General features: G+C 37.3%; 21 protein-coding genes, 1 pseudogene and 1 riboswitch. Of the genes and pseudogenes, 15 read left to right on the plus strand and 7 right to left on the minus strand.

What is annotated here, in order from left to right:
• Position 1: 1 nt before the first annotated feature.
• The 8 genes from HF969_RS04030 to HF969_RS04065 all read left to right on the plus strand — a co-directional run bounded on the left by HF969_RS04030 (position 2) and on the right by HF969_RS04065 (position 8,282).
• On the plus strand, positions 2–469 hold the full coding sequence (locus tag HF969_RS04030; protein WP_090289608.1) for a PTS sugar transporter subunit IIA: 468 nt from the start codon (positions 2–4) through the stop codon (positions 467–469).
• Between the two features lie 10 nt (positions 470–479).
• The gene (locus tag HF969_RS04035; RefSeq protein ID WP_090289607.1) at positions 480–761 is read left to right on the plus strand and encodes a PTS sugar transporter subunit IIB; all 282 of its coding nucleotides are present in this window, start codon (positions 480–482) and stop codon (positions 759–761) included.
• Between the two features lie 11 nt (positions 762–772).
• A complete protein-coding gene (locus tag HF969_RS04040; RefSeq protein ID WP_090289606.1) occupies positions 773–2,116 on the plus strand; it encodes a PTS galactitol transporter subunit IIC in 1,344 nt (447 codons plus the stop codon).
• Positions 2,117–2,144: 28 nt separating this feature from the next.
• On the plus strand, positions 2,145–3,290 hold the full coding sequence (gene dgoD / locus HF969_RS04045; RefSeq protein WP_090289605.1) for a galactonate dehydratase: 1,146 nt from the start codon (positions 2,145–2,147) through the stop codon (positions 3,288–3,290).
• Between the two features lie 5 nt (positions 3,291–3,295).
• Positions 3,296–3,742 (plus strand): hypothetical protein, encoded by a 447-nt coding sequence (locus HF969_RS04050; protein ID WP_090289604.1) that lies wholly within the window; start codon positions 3,296–3,298, stop codon positions 3,740–3,742.
• Between the two features lie 204 nt (positions 3,743–3,946).
• The gene (locus tag HF969_RS04055) at positions 3,947–4,933 is read left to right on the plus strand and encodes an ornithine cyclodeaminase family protein (protein WP_168427164.1); all 987 of its coding nucleotides are present in this window, start codon (positions 3,947–3,949) and stop codon (positions 4,931–4,933) included.
• Between the two features lie 155 nt (positions 4,934–5,088).
• Positions 5,089–7,509, plus strand: a complete 2,421-nt coding sequence (locus tag HF969_RS04060; protein WP_090289602.1) for a hypothetical protein — start codon at positions 5,089–5,091, stop codon at positions 7,507–7,509.
• 80 nt (positions 7,510–7,589) lie between these two features.
• Positions 7,590–8,282, plus strand: coding sequence for an MgtC/SapB family protein (locus HF969_RS04065; RefSeq protein WP_090289601.1), 693 nt, complete (start codon positions 7,590–7,592; stop codon positions 8,280–8,282).
• Positions 8,283–8,299: 17 nt separating this feature from the next.
• On the opposite strand, the gene HF969_RS04070 is transcribed toward HF969_RS04065, so the two are convergent.
• The 7 genes from HF969_RS04070 to aroB are packed head-to-tail and all read right to left on the minus strand — an operon-like array spanning position 8,300 to position 14,962.
• Entirely contained in the window at positions 8,300–9,046 is a 747-nt protein-coding gene (locus HF969_RS04070) for an aminotransferase class IV (protein WP_090289600.1), read from the minus strand.
• Positions 9,028–9,798, minus strand: a complete 771-nt coding sequence (gene aroF, locus HF969_RS04075) for a 3-deoxy-7-phosphoheptulonate synthase (protein ID WP_090289599.1) — start codon at positions 9,796–9,798, stop codon at positions 9,028–9,030. The genes HF969_RS04070 and aroF overlap by 19 nt, the downstream gene beginning before the upstream one ends.
• A 15-nt stretch (positions 9,799–9,813) precedes the next feature.
• Entirely contained in the window at positions 9,814–10,272 is a 459-nt protein-coding gene (gene aroQ, locus HF969_RS04080) for a type II 3-dehydroquinate dehydratase (RefSeq protein ID WP_090289598.1), read from the minus strand.
• Positions 10,238–11,524 carry a shikimate kinase gene (locus HF969_RS04085; protein WP_090289597.1) on the minus strand — a complete coding sequence of 429 codons (1,287 nt, stop codon included), beginning with the start codon at positions 11,522–11,524 and terminating at the stop codon, positions 10,238–10,240. The genes aroQ and HF969_RS04085 overlap by 35 nt, the downstream gene beginning before the upstream one ends.
• Before the next feature lie 23 nt (positions 11,525–11,547).
• A complete protein-coding gene (gene aroC, locus HF969_RS04090; protein WP_090289596.1) occupies positions 11,548–12,660 on the minus strand; it encodes a chorismate synthase in 1,113 nt (370 codons plus the stop codon).
• Complete coding sequence (locus HF969_RS04095) at positions 12,650–13,921, minus strand: 3-phosphoshikimate 1-carboxyvinyltransferase (protein WP_090289595.1); 1,272 nt, start codon at positions 13,919–13,921, stop codon at positions 12,650–12,652. The genes aroC and HF969_RS04095 overlap by 11 nt, the downstream gene beginning before the upstream one ends.
• Positions 13,922–14,962, minus strand: a complete 1,041-nt coding sequence (gene aroB / locus HF969_RS04100) for a 3-dehydroquinate synthase (protein WP_090289594.1) — start codon at positions 14,960–14,962, stop codon at positions 13,922–13,924. It lies immediately after the preceding gene.
• 67 nt (positions 14,963–15,029) lie between these two features.
• Positions 15,030–15,123, minus strand: a riboswitch (THF riboswitch).
• Between the two features lie 173 nt (positions 15,124–15,296).
• Between aroB and pabB the strand changes: the two genes are divergently transcribed.
• The 7 genes and pseudogenes from pabB to HF969_RS04130 form a co-directional block, all read left to right on the plus strand.
• Positions 15,297–17,315: an aminodeoxychorismate synthase component I gene (gene pabB / locus HF969_RS04105; protein ID WP_168427158.1), complete on the plus strand. Its 2,019-nt coding sequence runs from the start codon at positions 15,297–15,299 to the stop codon at positions 17,313–17,315.
• 5 nt (positions 17,316–17,320) lie between these two features.
• Positions 17,321–17,548, plus strand: coding sequence for a hypothetical protein (locus tag HF969_RS09830; RefSeq protein ID WP_245694812.1), 228 nt, complete (start codon positions 17,321–17,323; stop codon positions 17,546–17,548).
• A gap of 25 nt (positions 17,549–17,573) precedes the next feature.
• Positions 17,574–17,813: a GNAT family N-acetyltransferase gene (locus HF969_RS09835; RefSeq protein ID WP_245694811.1), complete on the plus strand. Its 240-nt coding sequence runs from the start codon at positions 17,574–17,576 to the stop codon at positions 17,811–17,813.
• Between the two features lie 25 nt (positions 17,814–17,838).
• Complete coding sequence (locus tag HF969_RS04115; RefSeq protein ID WP_090289593.1) at positions 17,839–18,603, plus strand: hypothetical protein; 765 nt, start codon at positions 17,839–17,841, stop codon at positions 18,601–18,603.
• A gap of 179 nt (positions 18,604–18,782) precedes the next feature.
• Positions 18,783–19,004: a transposase gene (locus HF969_RS04120; RefSeq protein WP_090289592.1), complete on the plus strand. Its 222-nt coding sequence runs from the start codon at positions 18,783–18,785 to the stop codon at positions 19,002–19,004.
• A 76-nt stretch (positions 19,005–19,080) separates the two neighbouring features.
• On the plus strand, positions 19,081–19,269 hold the full coding sequence (locus tag HF969_RS04125; protein WP_090289591.1) for a hypothetical protein: 189 nt from the start codon (positions 19,081–19,083) through the stop codon (positions 19,267–19,269).
• A gap of 498 nt (positions 19,270–19,767) precedes the next feature.
• Positions 19,768–19,896 (plus strand): annotated as a pseudogene (locus tag HF969_RS04130) (hypothetical protein); the annotation flags it as partial.
• Between the last annotated feature and the right edge of the window lie 56 nt (positions 19,897–19,952).

Consider the following 19,952-nt stretch of genomic DNA (forward strand, 5'->3'; position numbering starts at 1 on the left):
GATGTCAATACGTATGAATTTAAAAAGTGAATTAATGTTAAATCAACTGGATGTCAATTCTAAAGAAGAAGCACTTAGCTTGTTAGCAAAAAAATTAAAGGAAGAGGGTATGGTAAAAGAAGAATATATTGAGGCAATAATAGAGAGAGAAAGAGAATATCCTACTGGTCTTCCATCAGCACAACCGGCAGTTGCTATTCCTCATGCTAATCATGACTTAGTGAAGAAAACTTCAATGGCAGTCGCAACCTTGGCTAAACCGGTAAACTTTAAGAATATGGAAAACATCACTGCTGACATTCCAGTTCAAATTATTATGATGTTAGCTATTGCTGAACCTGAGGGACAAATCGAAATGTTGCAGAAGGTTATTTCGTTTATTCAGAATGAAGATATGAAAAATAATTTATTGCAGGCAGAAAATAATGAAGAGATGTTAAAAATAATTCAAAAAATTATCGAAAATTAGGAGGATAAATATGAAAAAAATTTTAGTAGCTTGTGGAAATGGTATCGCAACGTCAACAGTAGTAGCAAATAAGGTTAAGGAATATTTATTAGAAAAAGATGTTCAAGTAACATTAAGTCAATGTAAGTTAATGGAAGTTCCTGGGAAAGTCGAAGATTACGATGTTTTAATAACAACTGGCCAATTTGAAGGGAAAACATTTGGAGTTCCGGTTATTAAAGGAATGCCACTATTAACTGGAATAGGCGCTGACGAAATGCTTAATCAAGTTTATGAATTAGTTAAAGATTAGGAGTGAGCTAAATGAATTTTTTGATGAATATATTTAATTTCTTTATAGATGCAGGTCCAATGGTCATGTTGCCTGTAATAATAACGATAATAGGTTTAATTTTCGGACTTAAAATTTCCAAAGCATTTAAGTCAGGACTAACCTTAGCAATTGGATTTGCAGGGATAAAATTAATTTTAGATTTCATGACCTCGAACATTGGTCCTGCTGCGAAGGCAATGGTTGAAAGAACGGGTGTTCATTTAGATGCATTAGATGTTGGCTGGGGATCTATTGCAGCAGTTACATGGGCTTCTCCAATAATCGCTATCCTAATTTTTGTTATCTTGGCGATTAATATTATTTTGTTAATTTTAAAACGAACCCATACTCTTGACGTGGATATTTGGAACTATCATCATATGGCCATTGTTGGTGTTATGACCTATTTCGTTACAAAAAATATTTTCCTTGCGGTTGGTGCTAGTGCTACTATGGCAATTATTACATTTAAAGTTTCAGATTGGTCACAGCCAATGGTAGAAGACTTTTTTGGGATACCTGGTGTTTCATTGCCAACAGTTTCAGCTCTATCATCATTAATTATTGCGTGGCCTGTAAATTGGTTGTTAGATAAAATTCCATTCATAAGAAATTCCAAATTTTCAATTAAAGATGCTCAAAGATATCTCGGATTCTTTGGAGATCAAATGATAATGGGATTAATTATAGGTTTAGGGATCGGCTTTTTAGCTGGATTCGAGCTAACTCCAGTCTTAAAATTAGGAGTTAGCATGTCAGCAGTACTAGTTTTAATTCCAAAAATGACTGCCCTATTTATGGAAGGATTGATGCCGATTTCTGATGCCGCTCAAAAATGGTCACAAAATAAATTTGAAGGTCGCAAGCTATTTATAGGCCTTGATGCAGCAGTTGTCGTAGGGAATCCTGATGTTATTACAACGGCATTAATCATCATTCCCTTGACTATAGCCATGGCACTTGTATTACCTGGTAATAGGGTTCTTCCTTTTGCAGATTTAGCGGTTGTTCCTTTTCGAGTAGCGATGGTTGTTGCCTTAACAAGGGGAAATTTATTAAAGAATCTAATTATTGGTTTAATAGTTACAGCTTCTCTATTATGGTGTGGAACGATTACTGCACCTGTATTAACTAGTATTGCACAATCAGTGGGAATTGAATTAGGAACTAGTGCTTTACTAATTTCATCTTTTGCTGCAACATCAATGATTCAAAGCTTTCTAGTATTTATTGCATTTAGCTACAATCCATTAATTGGAATTCCATTATTGTTCTTAGGTTTTGCAGCTTATTGGTATGTATTAGAAAACAAAACAAAACAAATCGAGGCTTAGTAATTTCATTTTATGAAAGGAGTAAAACATGATTATTACGGATGTTAAAGTATATAAAGTAAAACCTAGATGGATATTTATAAAGATTATGACTGATGAAGGGATTGAGGGCTGGGGTGAAATGATCTCTGGTACTAAAACGGAATCGGTGGTTGCTGGGGCATTAGAACTCAGTAAGAGAATAATTGGTAGAAATCCTTTTGAAATAGAACGTATTTTTCAAGAACTTCATCGATCATTTTTTAGAGGCGGTCCTATAAATGGAACTATAGTTTCAGGAATTGAGATGGCCTTATGGGACATTAAAGGTAAAGCCTTAAATGTACCTGTGTATGAATTACTTGGAGGATCTTGTAGAGACAGTCTGAAGGTTTATTCATGGATTGGAGGAGATAGACCTGATGATGTTCTGGAACAAGCCCAAGATCGATTTGATAGAGGTTTTTCAGCTGTGAAAATGAATGCTACTGAGGAATTACATTATATAGATTCTCACGAAAAAATTACCCAAGTGATTGAAAGAGTTGCTTCAATTAAGGATAAATTCGGAGATAAGATGCAAATTGGTATAGATTTCCACGGTCGTGTTCATAAACCTATGGCAAAAGTTTTAGCTAAAGAGCTAGAACCTTATCATCCAATGTTTTTAGAAGAAGTTGTCTTACCTGAAAATGAAGAAACATTTATTGAGGTTGCTCAACATACTTCAACTCCATTGGCGACAGGAGAGCGATTGTATACTCGCTGGCAATTTAAAAACATCTTTAAACAAGGAGCAATTGATATTATACAACCTGACGTTGCTTTATGTGGCGGGATACTTGAATTAAGAAAAATTGCTGCTATGGCTGAGGCATATGATATTGGAGTGGCACCTCATGCACCATATGGCCCTATTGCTTTGGCTGCCACTTTACAAGTTGACGTATGCTCACCTAATGTTTTCATTCAAGAACAAAGTTTAGGAATTCATTATAATAAAGGTTTTGATTTGTTAGATTTTGTTGAAAATAAAGAAATTTTTCAATTTAAAGACGGTTATTTAGATATTCCAACTAAACCAGGTTTAGGTTTAATTATGGATGAAAAAATGGTAGAAGAAGTTTCTCAAGAGGGACTCCATTGGACAAACCCATCGTGGAAGAATTATGATGGAACAATTGCCGAGTGGTAGAATCAATGAATGAATTTGTTTTTTCAACAATACTAATTTTAGTATATTTAATACATCTTTTTAGTAAACGTAATAAAATTCTATTTAAATCTAAAAGATCAATTTTTAATAGAATCACTATTATTATTCTTTCATGTGTATTTTTATTCTCTTTTTGGAATACTGTCGATCATCAATTACTCTTATCGATTGTGTGCTTACTGATTGGTTATGCAGTCAGTATTGAAGGAATTTCTAAAACAAATATTATTAAGTTTGGAACTTTTGATAATAAAATAGGTGATTACGAAGAGATTTCAATTTATGAAAAGGCACCTAAAGATATTTATGTAGAATTTTATAACCTTAAGACTAATAAACAGTCAAGATTAATTCTTAATGAGTCAATTCAAACATTTGAAAAGTGGATTCAGTCAAATTATCCTGATATTTTAATTAGAAAAAATGAGTAATGAACTAAAGCTCTAATTCCTTCTTATTTTGGGAATAGAGCTTTTATTTTTAATTGGTCTAACATATTCCTAATTTTCGTAAAAAAGCTGTATAAGTTTGTTAATAGCATAATACAAGACTTATTGCTTAATCCAAGGCTTTTTTTTTGTTACTCTTAATAAGAGAATAATAATTGATAAAGTTAAAGGAGTGTTTCCATGGAAATAAGAGTGTTGAATGAAGCAGATATACAGGAAGTCATGACCATGAAAGAGGCCATTCAAGCAGATAAAGAAGCTTTAAAATTATATTCGGAAGGGGAAACCGAAATCCCCTTGAGAACCAATATTGACGTGGAAGAATTTGAAGGACAAAACTTATATATGCCCGGCTTAGCTGGTTCAGCAGCCGGAATTAAAATTGCCTCAGTCTATCCAAATAATATTCGAAAAGGTATTTCCTCTGTGCCGGCAACCATGATTATGCTGAATGAAGAAACAGGCGAAGTTTCAGCCCTGATGGACGGTACTTATCTAACAAGGTTACGAACAGGGGCTGTTTCGGGAGCAGCGACTGACCTATTAGCTTGTAAAAACGCTTCAGTCTTTGCCTTGTTTGGGACAGGGGGACAAGCCCAACATCAATTGGAAGCCATTTTAACGGTGCGACCTATTAAAGAGGTGCGCGTTTTTGATATTGACCAAGAGCGTGCTAGCGCATTTGCTCATCAAATGATAGATTTATTCGCTGAAAAGTTTGAAGTTGAAATTAAAACAGTTGCTTCTTCAAAGGAAGCAATTAGTGGAGCCGATGTTATCACAACTGTTACTACATCTACAAAACCCGTTTTTGATAGTAAAGATCTTAAGCCAGGGGTTCATATTAATGGCGTAGGCTCATACACACCAGACATGCAAGAACTTCCTGAAGAAATTTTTGCTCAAGCAAGTAAGATCTATTTAGATACCAAAGATGGAGTCTTGAATGAATCAGGCGATTTAATCAATCCGCTTAAAAAAGGTATTATACAAAAAGAGTCCATCACAGGTGAATTAGGACAATTAGTAGCAGAGAAGACACCGGGCCGCCAAACGGATGATGAAATAACCATCTTTAAAACCACAGGATCAGCTGTTTTAGATATTGTAGTTGGGAAAGCGATTTATGAAAAAGCTCTTGAATTAAACAAGGGGCAAGTGATTGAATTATAAAAAATTATTATATTAATAGTAAATCACCCTCCGATTGTGGAGGGTGATTTTTAGAAAAGATTGCCTTAAAAAACCAAAATCTTCCTCACTTCTCTAATTAACAATGCTATAATAAATTAAAAATATTTTAAATACATTCGAGAAAGAGGTTGCTTATGAAGACGATTGCAAAATTTGGAACTTTTTGCTCAGTTATGATGATGATTAATTGTCTGATAATTCATCCGGTGGCACTTGCGCAAGAGAATAGTCATAATGATTATGCAAATTATACAAGTTTCGAAAACAATTATGAAGATTCGAGTATTTTAACTTCAGAAATTTATTATGAAAATACCAGTTTAGTGTCCACTGAAAACATACAAGATAGCAGTGAATATGATTATACCACTAGCGAAGATGACTTCAATGAAACAACAGAAGATAGGCGTACTACGCTCAGTTTTGCAGATGATAAAGAAGCACCTAAACTATTAAGTGTTACGACGAATAAAAATGAATACCGCCCAGGCGAACAAATTGAAGTGAAAATTAGGGTAGAAGATCGATCAACAATCGAATCTATTTTCCTAAGTTTCCATGATGATTTTGGCACAGGATTTGGAACATTCTTAGACATAGAAAATAAAATATATAAAGTGAGAGAAAACACTTATGAAGGAATTCTGTATGCAAAAGTTCCGGAGATTTCATCAAGAAAGTATAGAGTTTCAAAAGTATCAGTGATGGACAGTTCTAAAAATATAAAAGAATATAAATTAGATTTTACAGAAACAAAAAATTTATTTCCAGAAATACAGGTAATTAGTGATCTACAGGAAGATATTTCTCCTCCAAAATTGATTAGTGTTGAAACAGATAAAGATTACTATAATCCGGGAGAAGTAATCGAAGTGCGAGTGGTCGCTAGTGATCAGTCTGAGATAATAGACATGGTCGTCTCATTTAATAATCAGAATAATGAATCGCTTCAACAAATAATAGAAGAAAAAGATAAGGTTTCGAAAATAGGAGAAAATCTTTATGAATTCAAATCTTATTTTAAGGCACCAAATTATTCTGACTCACCCTTTGAACTTAAGTTTGCCTATCTAATAGATACTTATTATCATTACAAATATTACACTTCTTTAGAAGAATTGAGTGATTTCGAAATACCAATGTTTAAAATAATTGCTCCAAATGATTGGGAAAGCACTGCTGAGACTAGTGAAGAATTTGAAAGTAGAGTGACAAAAACAGAATTTTATTTTATTGATAGTGACTCGAATGATTTAATTTTTACAAGGACATCTTTTAGTAATGATTATAAGGATATTCCAAAGTTTCTAGATGAATATAATCAAAACTATCTTACGCATTTTATGCACTTAAGTAATCAATTGACTGACTCGGTTAAATATGATGACGAATCAAATGGGGTTCTTTTTTCAAGATATCAAAAAGATATAGTGACTGTTTATATTAAAAATCTTGATGAAGCGAGCAATTTAAATAAAAGAAAGGAACTTATCCCAAAAGGTATAATTTATGATGATTCTTGGGATGACGGGCCTCTTTGGAAGAGGATTAAAGTAGTCAATAAAAATGAATTATTATATGAAGACAATTCGGAAATTTCAAATAAATCAATTGATCAAATAATTAAAGAAGCACTTTCTGTGCTAGATTCAGACAAGTTCTATTATATATCTACCGATGTAAAAACTAAGTTTTATTCACCTATATTTTCGGAAGTGTCTTATGCGGGCCCAGCTTATAATATTACCGTCTATGTAGGCGAAAGAATAATTGATAATGGAACTAGTGATGAAGAAACCAACCAAACTCAAACCGAGGAGGTTTTTTCCACTGAAGATACGACTACTTCATTGAGTGTCGATTTTACTGGAGAAAAAACAACCATAACCGATTCCCAAAATTATTCAACTAACGAAGGGTTCACTCAAGTAGAACCTAATTTTACTTTTGAACTGCCTAATAAGGAAGAAATAGTTGATAGCTTATTAAATGATTATTATGATGAAGTGACTGGAGTATCTATTGGGGTGGACTGGCTAGATAGAGATATTTTTGATTTCATTGTAGCGCCGGTAGCTATGACTGAAGAACATATGAAACTACTGAATAATCGATCAGCTGATATTTATGATATTTATCCAATAGATTCTCAAGGTAAAAAAATTCAAATCAAGCAGCCAGCCACTGTTACAATTCCACTGGATCAGAACCGAGTATTTCATTCGGTCGTCTATTTGGATGTAAACCGTCAAGTTGCTTTTCAAGTTCCATCACTTTATTTGGAAAATAAGGTCCAATTCACCGCAGATCATTTTAGTGAATATGCGGTGGTATACGAAAACAATAACAAAAAAACAAATTTAAGCAGTGAACAGGATAAAAAAGTATTAAATCAAAAAGAAAATTCTTCTATGTCAAGAAATAATCAAACACAGTTACCAAATACTGGTGAAAGTTACGCAACTAAAATGATGACTTTCCTATTAATGGTTTTAATCGTTACTATCATACTTCCTCTTTTACCCAAATTTTCTTCTGAAGAGCCGCTTAACTAGTTTTACTATGAAAAGCTATTGGATAAATTAAATAGTAAGCTGTTATAATAAGATTATGGACTAAGTAAAGGAGGTCACCAATGAAGTTACCAGCGATTAATTTTGAAGAATTAAATTTCTTCACCATACTTTTAAGGTCACTTTTAGCCATGTTGATTAGTGGTATGATTGGTTTTGAACGTGGATTGAAAAATCATCCAGCCGGTATGCGCACTTATATTTTAGTCTGTATAACTTCAGCCATGGTGATGATGACGAATCAGTTTGCGGCCGAATTTTATGAGGGAGTTGATCCTACACGGATGGGGTCACAAGTTGTTAGTGGGATTGGCTTTTTAGGTGCCGGTATGATTTTAGTCACTAATCGTGACAAAATTAAAGGTTTAACAACGGCTGCGGGCTTGTGGTCTTCGGCTTGTATTGGCTTAGCAATTGGGATCGGCTTCTACGAAGTAGCAATTGTTGTAGGCTTTATACTCCTAATCACTTTGACCTTCTTACAAAGAGTTGAAAGCTCATTAAGGAAGAAAACACCTTGGGTAACGGTTTTTGTCCAAGCAAAGGATGTTCAATCATTTAACGAGGCGCTTCATTTTATTGAAGCGTCATTAGTTACCGTCACTTTTATCAAACCCTTGGTGAATAATAGTGACCAACTTGATTATCTAGTCCGTTTAGTAATTCCTAAAGAAGTTCATCCTGAAAAGTTCTTTCAAGATATCAATCAGCTTTCAGGTGTGAGTATTTATGAATCGGAAGATGAATATAATTAAAAAAAAGCTAGTCAATGTTATAACCATTGGCTAGCTTTTTGTTTATATATTTTTGCAGAATATTCCTCTTGGATGTAGTTAATTAAAGGATGCTGATCTTGGTAATGGACCGATTCAAGCGTTTGAATCGGAGTAATCCCCATCAAACAGTTGGTCATAAAACCAGCTTGAAAAGCCTGTCTCTCCTGCCAGTCTATGGGGCGAATAGTCACGGGGAAATGCTCAATCACCCATTGACGCATAATACCTGGAAGAAGACCTGCACTTGTTGGAGCAGTGATAAGCTCCTGGTCTTTAACAAAAAAGAGATTCGTAAAGCTTCCCTCAGTGATCTGGTCTTTTTCATTTAAAAAGATGCATTCAAAAGCCCCTTTTTCTCTTATCTGCTTTAAATTAATTTTGTTCGCTAAGTACATAGTAGACTTGTGTTGCAAAAGTGTGTTAGAGGAGTGGCGCTGCCACTTGGCTAATTTTAATGGCTTTGCAGGCAAGAATGCCTTCCCATAGGGATCTGGTCGTTCCTGAATAACAAGATTGTCTGGTGAGAGGATGATTTTTAAAGCACCATCAACCATTTCTTTTCCGTTAATATGGTCGTTAATAACGTTCTTAGTTATTGAACTTGTGAAGTCTAAAGCTTTGGCTGATTGAATTAAACGGTCAAGATGTTGATCTAAGAAGAGCGCTTGTCCATTGATGACTTTAAGGGTGGAAAAAATACCCTGTCCAAAAACAAATCCTTCATCTAGTTTGATGTAAGCCATGGTTGGCACTCCTTCATTAATTGATCTAGCAGTGAATAATCAATAGTTTGAGCGGCATCGGTCCAGGCTTGGTCGGGGTTGTGATGCACTTCGATCATAACCCCCGAAATATTAGCGGCTAAAGCGGCTTTACTTAAAGGAAGGATGAGGTCGCGTCTACCACTGGCATGGCTAGGATCAATAATGACGGGTTGTTTTGTTTTAGCTTGGAGAAGAATGGCACCTGCTAAATCAAGCGTGTTGCGTGTTTCATCTTGGAAGCTACGGATGCCGCGTTCGCAGTATACAACAGACGCTTTTCCTTCGCTCATTAAATACTGACCGGCCATTTCCCATTCTTTAAGTGTTGCTGAAAAGCCTCTTTTTAATAAGACGGGTTTGCCGGCTTGACCTAATAACTTCAGCAGTTGGTAATTATACATATTTCGAGAACCTACTTGAAACATATCCACAAGATCGATCAGCTTTTCGACATCATATTCACTTAGAACCTCGGTAACCATCGGTAGGTGAACGGAATCTGCAGCGGCTCTTAAGTATTTTACACCTTCAAAGCCTAAACCTTGAAAGGCATGAGGGCTAGTTCTTGGTTTATAAGCACCCGCTCGAATCATGTCAACTCCTGCGGCCTTCAAGGCTTGAGCTTCTTTAAAAATATGTTCTTCGGATTCAATGGAGCAAGGGCCAGCGATAACAATCGCCGGTTGCTTGCCAAAAGTGACTTGTTTTACAGATACAGAATTGATTGTCATTTATATCTTCTCTTTCTATGTGCTAGGTGATGGATCATCAGAATCATCGAGGTAATTTTTGATAAAATCCAGAGCTTGAAGGTAGCCTGCAAGGCCTTGCCCTTCGATCGTTTTTATAGCTAAGTCTTGAACATAAGAAATGTGACGGTAATTTTCCCTTTGACTAATAGCACTTAGATGGACCTCTACAAAAGGGATGGCCACTGCTGCTAGGGCATCACGAATAGCGATCGAAGTATGAGTGTAGGCTGCTGGATTGATTATAATTCCGTCAATTTTTTGATAAGCGGCTTGAATTTTATCGACCAATTCACCTTCGTGATTTGATTGAAAGACGTCTAAAGATACTTTATGTTTTTTTGACCAATCGTTTAATAGATTTACTAGGTCTGTGTAAGAGGTATGACCGTATATTTCTGGTTGACGAATGCCTAATAAGTTAAGGTTGGGTCCATTGAGGACTAATAATCGCATGTTTGATCAGCCTTTCTTGCATTTCTTGATAGCTAGTGGGAATAGAAGACTTGACGGGAATAATGAGGTCTGCACTCTCGCGGTAGAGTGTTTTTCGCTCATCCCATAAACGCTTAACTTGCTCTAGCGACGCTGAAAGCGGTCGGCTCTTTCGAGACAGTTCTTCTAGGGGGCGCTCCAAAAGAATCAAGCGACCATTCTGTTTTAGAGCGTGACGGTTCTTTGCGCTTAAAATGGCTCCTCCGCCCGTCGCAATTACTTGCCCGTTTTCCTTAGTTACTTGGTGAATGATTTTTTCTTCTAGGTCCCGAAAGGATTTTTCGCCCACCTTGGAAATATATTCAGAGATAGGTTGATGGATAACAGCTTCTATCAATTGATCGGTATCTAAAAAGGGACGGCCTAGTTGATCGGCCAGTTTTTTTCCGAGCGTGGTTTTGCCGACTCCTGGCATTCCGATAAAAACTAAGTTTTCGATTCCTTGCCAATAGGATTGACAAATTTGATGGATGAAGTCTGTTGGATAAGACGTATCGGTAAAAAGTTGACTGGCAAAAAAAGCTTGAGCAATTAACATGTCGAGTCCACCTATACCTTGAATGCCTTGGCTTTTGGCTTGGAGGACTAAAGAAGTCCGTAAGGGATTATAGATGAGATCAACGACCGTTTCTAATTGAGGGAAAGCGGTTAAGTTTAATCTTAAATCCTGGTTATTGGGGTACATACCAACCGGTGTCGCATTGAAAATAACTTGAGCCTCCTGATGGTCAGCGCTTAATGGGGGGAAGGCTTGGCGAATACTTAAATGGCTAACTCGTTGACAGCCATGATTTTTAGCATAAACACCTATCATTTTGGCAGAGCCACCGGATCCAAGAATAAGTACATTTTTGTCTGTTAAGGTCAGATGATTATTTTTTAATAAAAAGTCTAAGCCAGCGTAGTCAGTATTATAGCCTTTGAGTTTGCCCTCTTTATTTACAATTGTATTGACCGACCCGATAGCTTTAGCCAAGGGGTCTAGGCTGTCTAAATAAGGTAAGACCGCTTCTTTATAAGGAATAGTCACATTGAGCCCGAGGTAGTTTTTTTCTAAAAGAAAGTCTTCCAACTGATGGGGTTCTAATTCAATTAAGTGATAGGGATAATTCCCAATTCGCTGGTGAACAGATTGGGAATAACTATGACCTAATTTACGTCCGATTAGGCCACAAAAAGTGGTTTTTTTATTTTTTTGAGAAGTCTGAAACATAAGAACCTACTTTCCAAAGGTAATTAATTTTTTGTTGAAATAGTTGGCCATTGACCGTCCATCATCATTAGGTCTAAAAGGCAAATAGCAGTCATCGCTTCAATAACGGGAACAACTCGAGGGACGATACAAGGATCATGCCGGCCCTCAATCGTCAATTCTTGATTAACTTGTTGGTCAAGGTTGACACTTGCTTGTGGTTGACCGATAGAAGAGGTAGGCTTTATCGCTACTCGCATAATCAAGGGCATGCCCGTGGTCAAACCGCCGATAATGCCACCGTGATGGTTGGTCAACGTTTTAACCGTCAGGTTACTATCCAAATAATAAGGATCGTTGTGCTGGCTGCCACGTAAGTTCGCCCCAGCAAAGCCCGTTCCGAATTCAACGCCGCGGGTGGCGGGAATGCCAAACATGGCATGGGCTAATTTAGCTTCACACGAATCATAGAGAGGTTGACCGATACCAACTGGTAATCCGTCAACGATTACTTCGACTTGCCCTCCTACAGAGTCTTTGTCTTCTTTAGCGACTAAGATAGCTTCCTTCATGGCTTGTCCTTGTAGGTCATCGATCACGGGAAATTCTTTATTAACTAATTCACTTAAAGCCTTAAAATCAGGTTGCGCAAAATCAACCAACCGGTCTTTTATACCAGCGATCGAATGAATGTGGCTATAAATTTGGATGCCGCTTGTTTCTAATAAATAGCGGGCAATACTACCAGCCATTACAATTGGAGCAGTCATGCGCCCTGAAAAGTGTCCGCCCCCACGAATATCATGGTGTCCCTCATACTTAACAAAAGCAGGATAATCAGCGTGTGAGGGGCGCGGGAGATATTCATGTTGGGCATAATCCTTAGACTGCATGTCTTGATTCCTAATCTCTAAGCAAAGAGGCGCGCCACAGGTTTTACCGTCTACAATACCCGCTTTGACCTCAAATAAATCAGCTTCGTTACGGCTAGTTGACCAAACCTTTTTACCAGGACGACGACGTTCGAGAGCTGTTTGAATGGCTGTATAAGGGAAATCTAAACCGGCAGGAAGGCCATCAATGACCACCCCAATCGCTTTAGCATGTGACTGTCCGTAAACAGTGAGACGAAATTTTTGACCGAGACTAAAGGACATGATAGATACCTCCTAGTTTTTGAAAATCATCGAAGAAGTGGGGATAAGATTTAGAAACACAGTCCGCTCCTTTAATAATCACAGGTTCTTGGGCAAGACTACCGGCAATGGCAGCTGTCATTGCAATACGGTGGTCTTGAAACGCATCCACGATTCCACCATGAAAGTCTTGACCTCCTTGCAAGATGAACCCATCAGCTTCTGCTTGTATGTAGACACCTAAAGCTTGCATAAGAGCTACGGTTGATTCTATCCGGTCACTTTCTTTTAAGCGGAGGCGTTGCCCGTTAACGATGCGGGTAATCCCAGCTTTTCTAGCAGCTGCTAGGGTAAGGATAGGAATGGCATCGGGTAATTGCCGAGCATCGATTTCCAATACTTGATTACTTTCAGTTGAAGTCTTACTTGGCTGATAGTTAGTGGATTGTCTTGCCAGCTTGGGGATGGGGTAGCCCAATTTCTCCAAATAGGACAAAGCCTGACGATCTGCCTGGAGACTGTCAAAAGCAAGATTTAAGACCTGGGCGCCTGCTACTAAGAAGAAAAGGGCGTTGGACCAATCGCCTTCTACTTGGTAGGACACTCCTTGTATAAGTCCAGTGGGTAGATGATAGGTTTGAGTTAGATTAGAGAAATCAATTCTTTTACTAAATTCAATTAAGGTAGCTAGGGTCATGTCGACGTAGGCAGCGGATTCCAAAGGCGAAGTTAATTTTATCTGACTTGCTTTATCTAAATGAGCGAGAGCCAAAGCTAATCCTGAAATAAATTGGGAAGAAACATTACCCGGTAGTTGGTAATTTCCTGCTTCTAACTTGCCTGAAAGCCAGATACTAGGGCCTTTTTCTTGCCAATAGATACCCAATTGGTCAAACAAGTGCCAATAAGGTTGGTTGGTCCGACTGATCAAACTTCCTTGGCGGATAATTTCGACATGTTGGTTTCTTTCTAATCGACTAGCTAAGATAGGAATCAGAAAGCGTAAGCTTGTTCCCGATTCGCCCACCTTGAATTGGCGCTTCATCGAATGAGCACCTGGTAGGATGTGGTATGCTTTTTGATCTGGATCATGGTGAACCAGGCAACCTAGACCTTCAATACAAGCTAAAGTTGCTTCTAAATCTTTTGAAAGACGGTCTAAATAGATGGTAGAAGGACCGTTGGCCACACTGGCTGCAAAGAGTGCTCGATGAGCGTCTGATTTAGAAGGAATAGCAGAAATATTGCCTTTTAAAGAGTGAGGAATAATTTGGATATCCATTTAAATTCGACTCCCTGCTTCAATCCATTGGCCTAATTCATGAACAGGAATGGCTTGTCGGACACACTTTCCTATTTCAAGTGGGATAATTAAGTGAATCGTTAGGTCTTGTTTTTTCTTGTCGTGATTAATGGCCTTCATTAAATCTTGGCTATCACAGTAATAAGTCTGGAATAGTCCTTGTTTTTGGTATAGATCTTCAAGAAGAGGAACAAATGATTGGCGGGCCCAACCCAATTTAAAACTAGCACGAGCCATCCATAATAGACCGATTGCGACTGCTTCACCATGGTTCACTTGGTGGTTGCTGATGCTTTCAATGGCATGGGCGAAAGTATGACCTAAATTAAGGTATTGTCTTTTACCCTGATCGTGAAGGTCATTAGCAACATAGGCGTGTTTTATTTCTAAAGACCGTTTAATTAGATTCAAGTAGTTGAGTTGACTTTTATCTCGATTGATTTTCTCCAATAAAGCAGGGTCAGTAAGGATCGCGTATTTTATGATTTCTGCTAACCCATTGTTAATTTGTCTGATATCTAAGGTGTTTAGGTAGGAGCTATCGATATGAACCCAAGCGGGATGGTAGAAAGTACCCACTTGATTTTTATAGGCACCAAAATTAATGCCATTTTTACCCCCAATGGCAGAGTCAACCATAGCTAATAGAGTTGTCGGAACTTGAATAAAGTTGATTCCTCTTAAATATGTGGCGGCTAAAAAGCCCCCTAAGTCACCAATGACGCCACCGCCAAAGGCAATCAAGCAATCAGACCGAGTAAGTCCTACTTCTACCATATGATTCATCACTTCTTGATAGCAAGCTAATGACTTTGATCCTTCTCCTGGAGGAACAATGTGGTAAGAAAAGGATGCTAACTGATCAAGTTGATCGATTTGTTCTTGGTAAAGGGTCGCCACATTTTGATCAGTTAGCAGAAACTTTTTGCCGCTCATTTGGCTTAAGCGCTCTTTTAATTGACTAAAATGATCGTGTTCTAGATAGATCGGATAAGGAAAATCATTAAATTGGATGTCCAAAACGTGCCCTCCTAAACAAAAATAGGAGCCCTGATAAAATCAGAGCTCCGCTAAAGACGTATAATAAAACAGCGGAAGATAAAAGGCATCGCATGACCGTTCATTTCGTTTTACAGCAACTTCCCATCTGTAAATACTTTACGCACCTTTTATACTCTGTTTAACTTCTCTTTCATTATAGGCGAATGTTAGCGCTTGTCAATCTGTGAAAGATTAAAACAGTTAAAAATAAACAAATGCTTTTAAGCATTTTTACAATAAATAAACTATGATAAGATAAGTTTGGAACCAGTTCATAAAAACAACTGAGAATGTACTGACAAGGAGAAACTCTATGAAGTTTGTTATCATTGATAATTATGATTCTTATACCTACAATCTTTTTCAATTAATAGCCAAAGTCACCCAAGAAATTCCCTTGGTTATTAAAAATGATCAAATGTCCTATGATGAATTTCAGCAACTTGATTTTGATGCGATTGTTATTTCACCAGGGCCTGGCAACCCGCAAAATCCGCTGGATTTTGGTTTATGCCGCGAAGTGATTGAAAAGCAAGAGCGACCGATTTTAGGTATCTGTTTAGGCCAACAAGGGATCTATTACCTCAATGGTGGAGAAAATATATTGGCTCCTCAGCCTGTTCATGGTCGATTGAGTGAAATCAGACACAATAATCAAGGTTTGTTTAAAGACTTGCCCCAAGATTTTAAAGTGACACGCTATCATTCTTTAGTTTGTAAGGAAGAAGATTTAGAGAACATCCAAATTGATGCGCGCACGCATGATGGCTTAATTATGGGGATTTCTCATCGCAGTAAACCTCAATACGCGGTTCAATTTCATCCTGAATCGATCGCTTCGCAAGAAGGAGAACAGTTAATCGTTAATTTTATCCATATAGTGAAAGCTTACCAAGCTCAATCCCTGCCTATATTTATTGAAAAACAAGCCTTCACTAGAACGAGTCAAATGGTGTTTGACCAACTTTATCAAATGAATAAACAGACACACTGGTTAGATTCGAGTCAAGTAACCGAAGGTATGTCTCGCTTCTCAATTATCGCTCAGGCAGGTCCTTATCATGGGCACCGTTTAGAATACTCTGTAACGACTAATCAGATAGTGAAGAAGGATCAAACGGGTAAAGAAGTATTGATTCAGCAAGATATCTTCACCTATTTGGAACAAAACCAGCCTCGATGGTCTGTTCACCCAGACTTACCCTTTGACTTTCAATTGGGTTACATAGGATACTTTGGTTACGAATTAAAGAGTTTGACCGAAGGACCGAATCAGCATCAGTCACCGTATCCAGATGTCATATTAGATTACATCGATCGAGCAGTGATTATCGATCATCTCGAAAACCAACTCTATTTTTTATCCTATAAAGATGATAAGGATTGGCTAAAAGATTTAGATTTTTCAAAGGTTTATACTTCAGCGATTGAAAAAGAAGACCCTGTTATGGAGGCCTTCGATCAACCGACGATTGCTTGGGCTATGGATCGCAGGGACTATTTGAAAGCTATCCACCAATGTCAAGACTACATTCGTCAAGGAGAGTCTTATGAAATTTGTTTAACCAACCGTTTGGATGTCGAAGACCAGCTAGATGCCTATAAATATTATCAAGCCTTACGTCAAGCCAGTCCCGCACCTTATGCAGCCTTTTTAACTTTTGATGATTTTGCTGTTGCATGTTCTTCTATGGAAAAATTCTTAACACTTGATCGCAATGGAAGAGTGCAAACCAAGCCGATCAAAGGAACAGCTAAAAGAGGTCAAACCCCAGCAGAAGATCAAGCAATTATTCATGCTTTAGCAACCGAAGAAAAGACCATGGCCGAAAACTTGATGATTGTAGACCTGTTGCGGAATGACTTAGGAAAGGTCTGCCAAATTGGAACAGTATCCGTTCCAAAGTTGATGGCCGTTGAAAGCTATTCAACCCTTCATCAATTAGTGACGACCGTTCAAGGCTTTCTTGCTAAAAATGTTACACCTATTGAACTATTTAAGGCATGCTTCCCTGGTGGTTCAATGACAGGGGCGCCGAAGTACCGGACCCTTGAATTAATCGATCAATTAGAAGGACGTCCTCGAGGTATCTACTCAGGGGCTATTGGCTATATTGCTAATAATGGGTGTATGGATTTAAACATTGTTATACGTACAGCGGTTATTGAAGAAGAAAAGACTAGTATCGGTCTAGGGGGAGCAATTATTGCCCTTTCAGATCCAGAAGAGGAATACCAAGAGACCTTAGTCAAAGCCCAAGGAGCGCTTAATGCCTTAAAAACCTATTACCATCTACCTTCTAACTATCAATTTAAAATTAAAGGAGCCTAGCTATATTGAATAATAAAATGAGATTTGAGACGCCTATGTCATTGAACTTAACAATTGAGAGTGACCCCGATCGAAAAGTAGAAATTGTTAAAATGATTTTAGCAGATTTGCCAGAATGGTTTGGAATTGAACAAGCGGTACATTTTTACATAGAAGATGCAAAGAGCAGTCAGTGTTTTGTGGTAACGGATCATGAGCTTCCTGTAGCTTTTTGCTACCGTTTCAAACTCTAGCTCGGATTGCGCTGAGATTATTTGCATGGCAGTTAAAAAGCAATATCATCATAAAGGATTAGGGCGTTTATTGATAGAAGCTATTGAAAACGAAACTTCTAAAAAATATGGACTACTACAAGTGAAAACAGTAGATGAAGGACATTATCCACAATATGATGAGACAAATGTCTTTTATCAAAAATGTGGCTTTAAGAAATTAGAAGTTTTTCCAGATTTGTGGAATAAAAATAATCCGTGTCTTATTTTGGTCAAAGCCTTATAAAAGCTATATACGAGGAGACAAGTTTATGAGAGACCTTCAGTTAAAAGAAGATCTATTTTTTATATCTGAAATTTTTTTGAAAGAACATAAATATCGCATGGCTAATCAATTGATTTTATCTGTAAAAGAATACCAAAAACATAGTGATTACCACACAGTTAATAACATAAGTAATCATCGGTCTTGGACTCTCAAGTGTGACTTTGTTTTGGTCGCACCGCCGGGTTGGTACGAATCTCAAGATCAACACTTTCAAAAAGAACTATTTAATGAAGTGAAAAAAAATGGAAGCTTTTTGATCGATGAACAACAAATAATTACAAGTAATTATTGGCGCCATTTAGACCAGCAAAGCAAGAGAAGATGGATTGAGACTGAAGATGAGTCATTAAGCCTAACAGATATTGATGAAATTGAAAATTATGAGTATTTAAAGAAATACCACAATATCTTTCCTAATAATCATGGTCCTAATTGTTTTGCGGCTTGTTTATATGCAATAACTAAGAATGAATTCATTTTAGATCAATGGGTTTGGCAAGAGACTTTCTTACAAACCTTAAGCCGAAACAATTACCGAAGGGTTAAGGATAATTATTTTCAAGCAAAAGATGTCATTTGTTTTTTAAAAGAGGATCATTTAATACATACTTGTTTTGTTTTAAATAAAGCTTATTGTTTTAATAAAAATGGTCAAACTTTCCACGAACCATGGAAGATTGTTGATTTGTCTGAAGTTTTTCAAACCTTTTCGGATAGCAAGTATAGCATCTATCGCAAAAGTCAGTAATCAAGATTAGTGGCTGGGACAAAAGCCCTGAATAAATGAAATCCGAGCAACGATAAAATCGTTGATCGGATTTTATTAAAAATATAAATATAAAAAGCGTTTCCTACTATCATAGTAATAATTACGAGCCATTTAGGAGGGCTTTCTATTTACCAACAGTAGACTATGAATCAACTTACTTGCCATTTGAAATTGATTGTCTATTACCTGAAAATTCTTTTACTTATCTAATTCATGAAGTGGTCGAACAGATACCAGAAGTAAACATTCCCCCATTTGAATCCGTTGATGGGCGACCTACTTATCATCCTCGTATCCTACTTAAAGCATTATTATTTGTTTATTCTGAGGGAGATTCTTCAGGACGTCGGATACAAAAGATAATGGAAGAAAATCATTGACCGTTAAGAAGCAAAGCTCACCCATTCGGTGACAACCTATTTTAACGCACAGATTCAACACGAGATTCAGTAGGCGATGTCATTCGATCAAACTGAGACCTTATTCGAAGACCTCGTTACTATTAAGCAGCTCTTAAGCGAAGAAATTGAAACACTTAACTGCACGATTGAATCGAAGCCTGTTGCCGGACTTGATGAACGTAGACACAAGCGCCGTCGCCCTATAAAGTATCATCGAAAAATTGTACAGAATTTCATTCCTTGAAAAAATATATCACTTATCAAACGCCATTCAACGGACGCAATAGCTTTTCTAAGATAGAGCTTGACGCAACATTTATTCCTATGAATGAAGAAACTGTGCGTAATGATCCACTCAAGCCGAGTTATAATGTTTAGATTGCCACTCATTCCATTTGTTGAGCAATTTTCCCATCCACCGCGTCGTACTATCGCTGACACCGGATATGGTAGTGATGAAAATTTAACTTAATTAACCTACCATGGGTAGAAGCGCATTATTAAATATAATCTATTTGAGAAAGAATGGACGAAGAAATGTCATCGGATCCTTAAATTTAAGGGGAACTAGCAAATCGACTCCCAAGCAAAGACAAACACGTTGACTGAAGGAAGAATTTAGTATTATCATCATACGCGCTAAGAGAAAACACGAAGTGGTTATGAAAGTATGTTCGAAGTTTTTATCTGGCGAAGGGAGAAGGCACTCTTCAGTCAATGATAGTTTGATGTAAAGGCTGTATTCGGTCAGGTAAAGGCCAATTTAGGTCTCAGTCGGCTCCACCGACGTGGTAAAGATAATGTGAAGACCAAAGGAGGACTGGTATTTATGGCCAATAATCTACGTAAATACACAAAGCAACGAGCCTAGAAGGGGAAATAACTTTCCTTTCTAGGCTCGCTGCGTTTTAAGAGACGAATGAGGAG

It is taken from the genome of Facklamia miroungae (assembly GCF_012396555.1).
Classification (GTDB): domain Bacteria; phylum Bacillota; class Bacilli; order Lactobacillales; family Aerococcaceae; genus Facklamia; species Facklamia miroungae.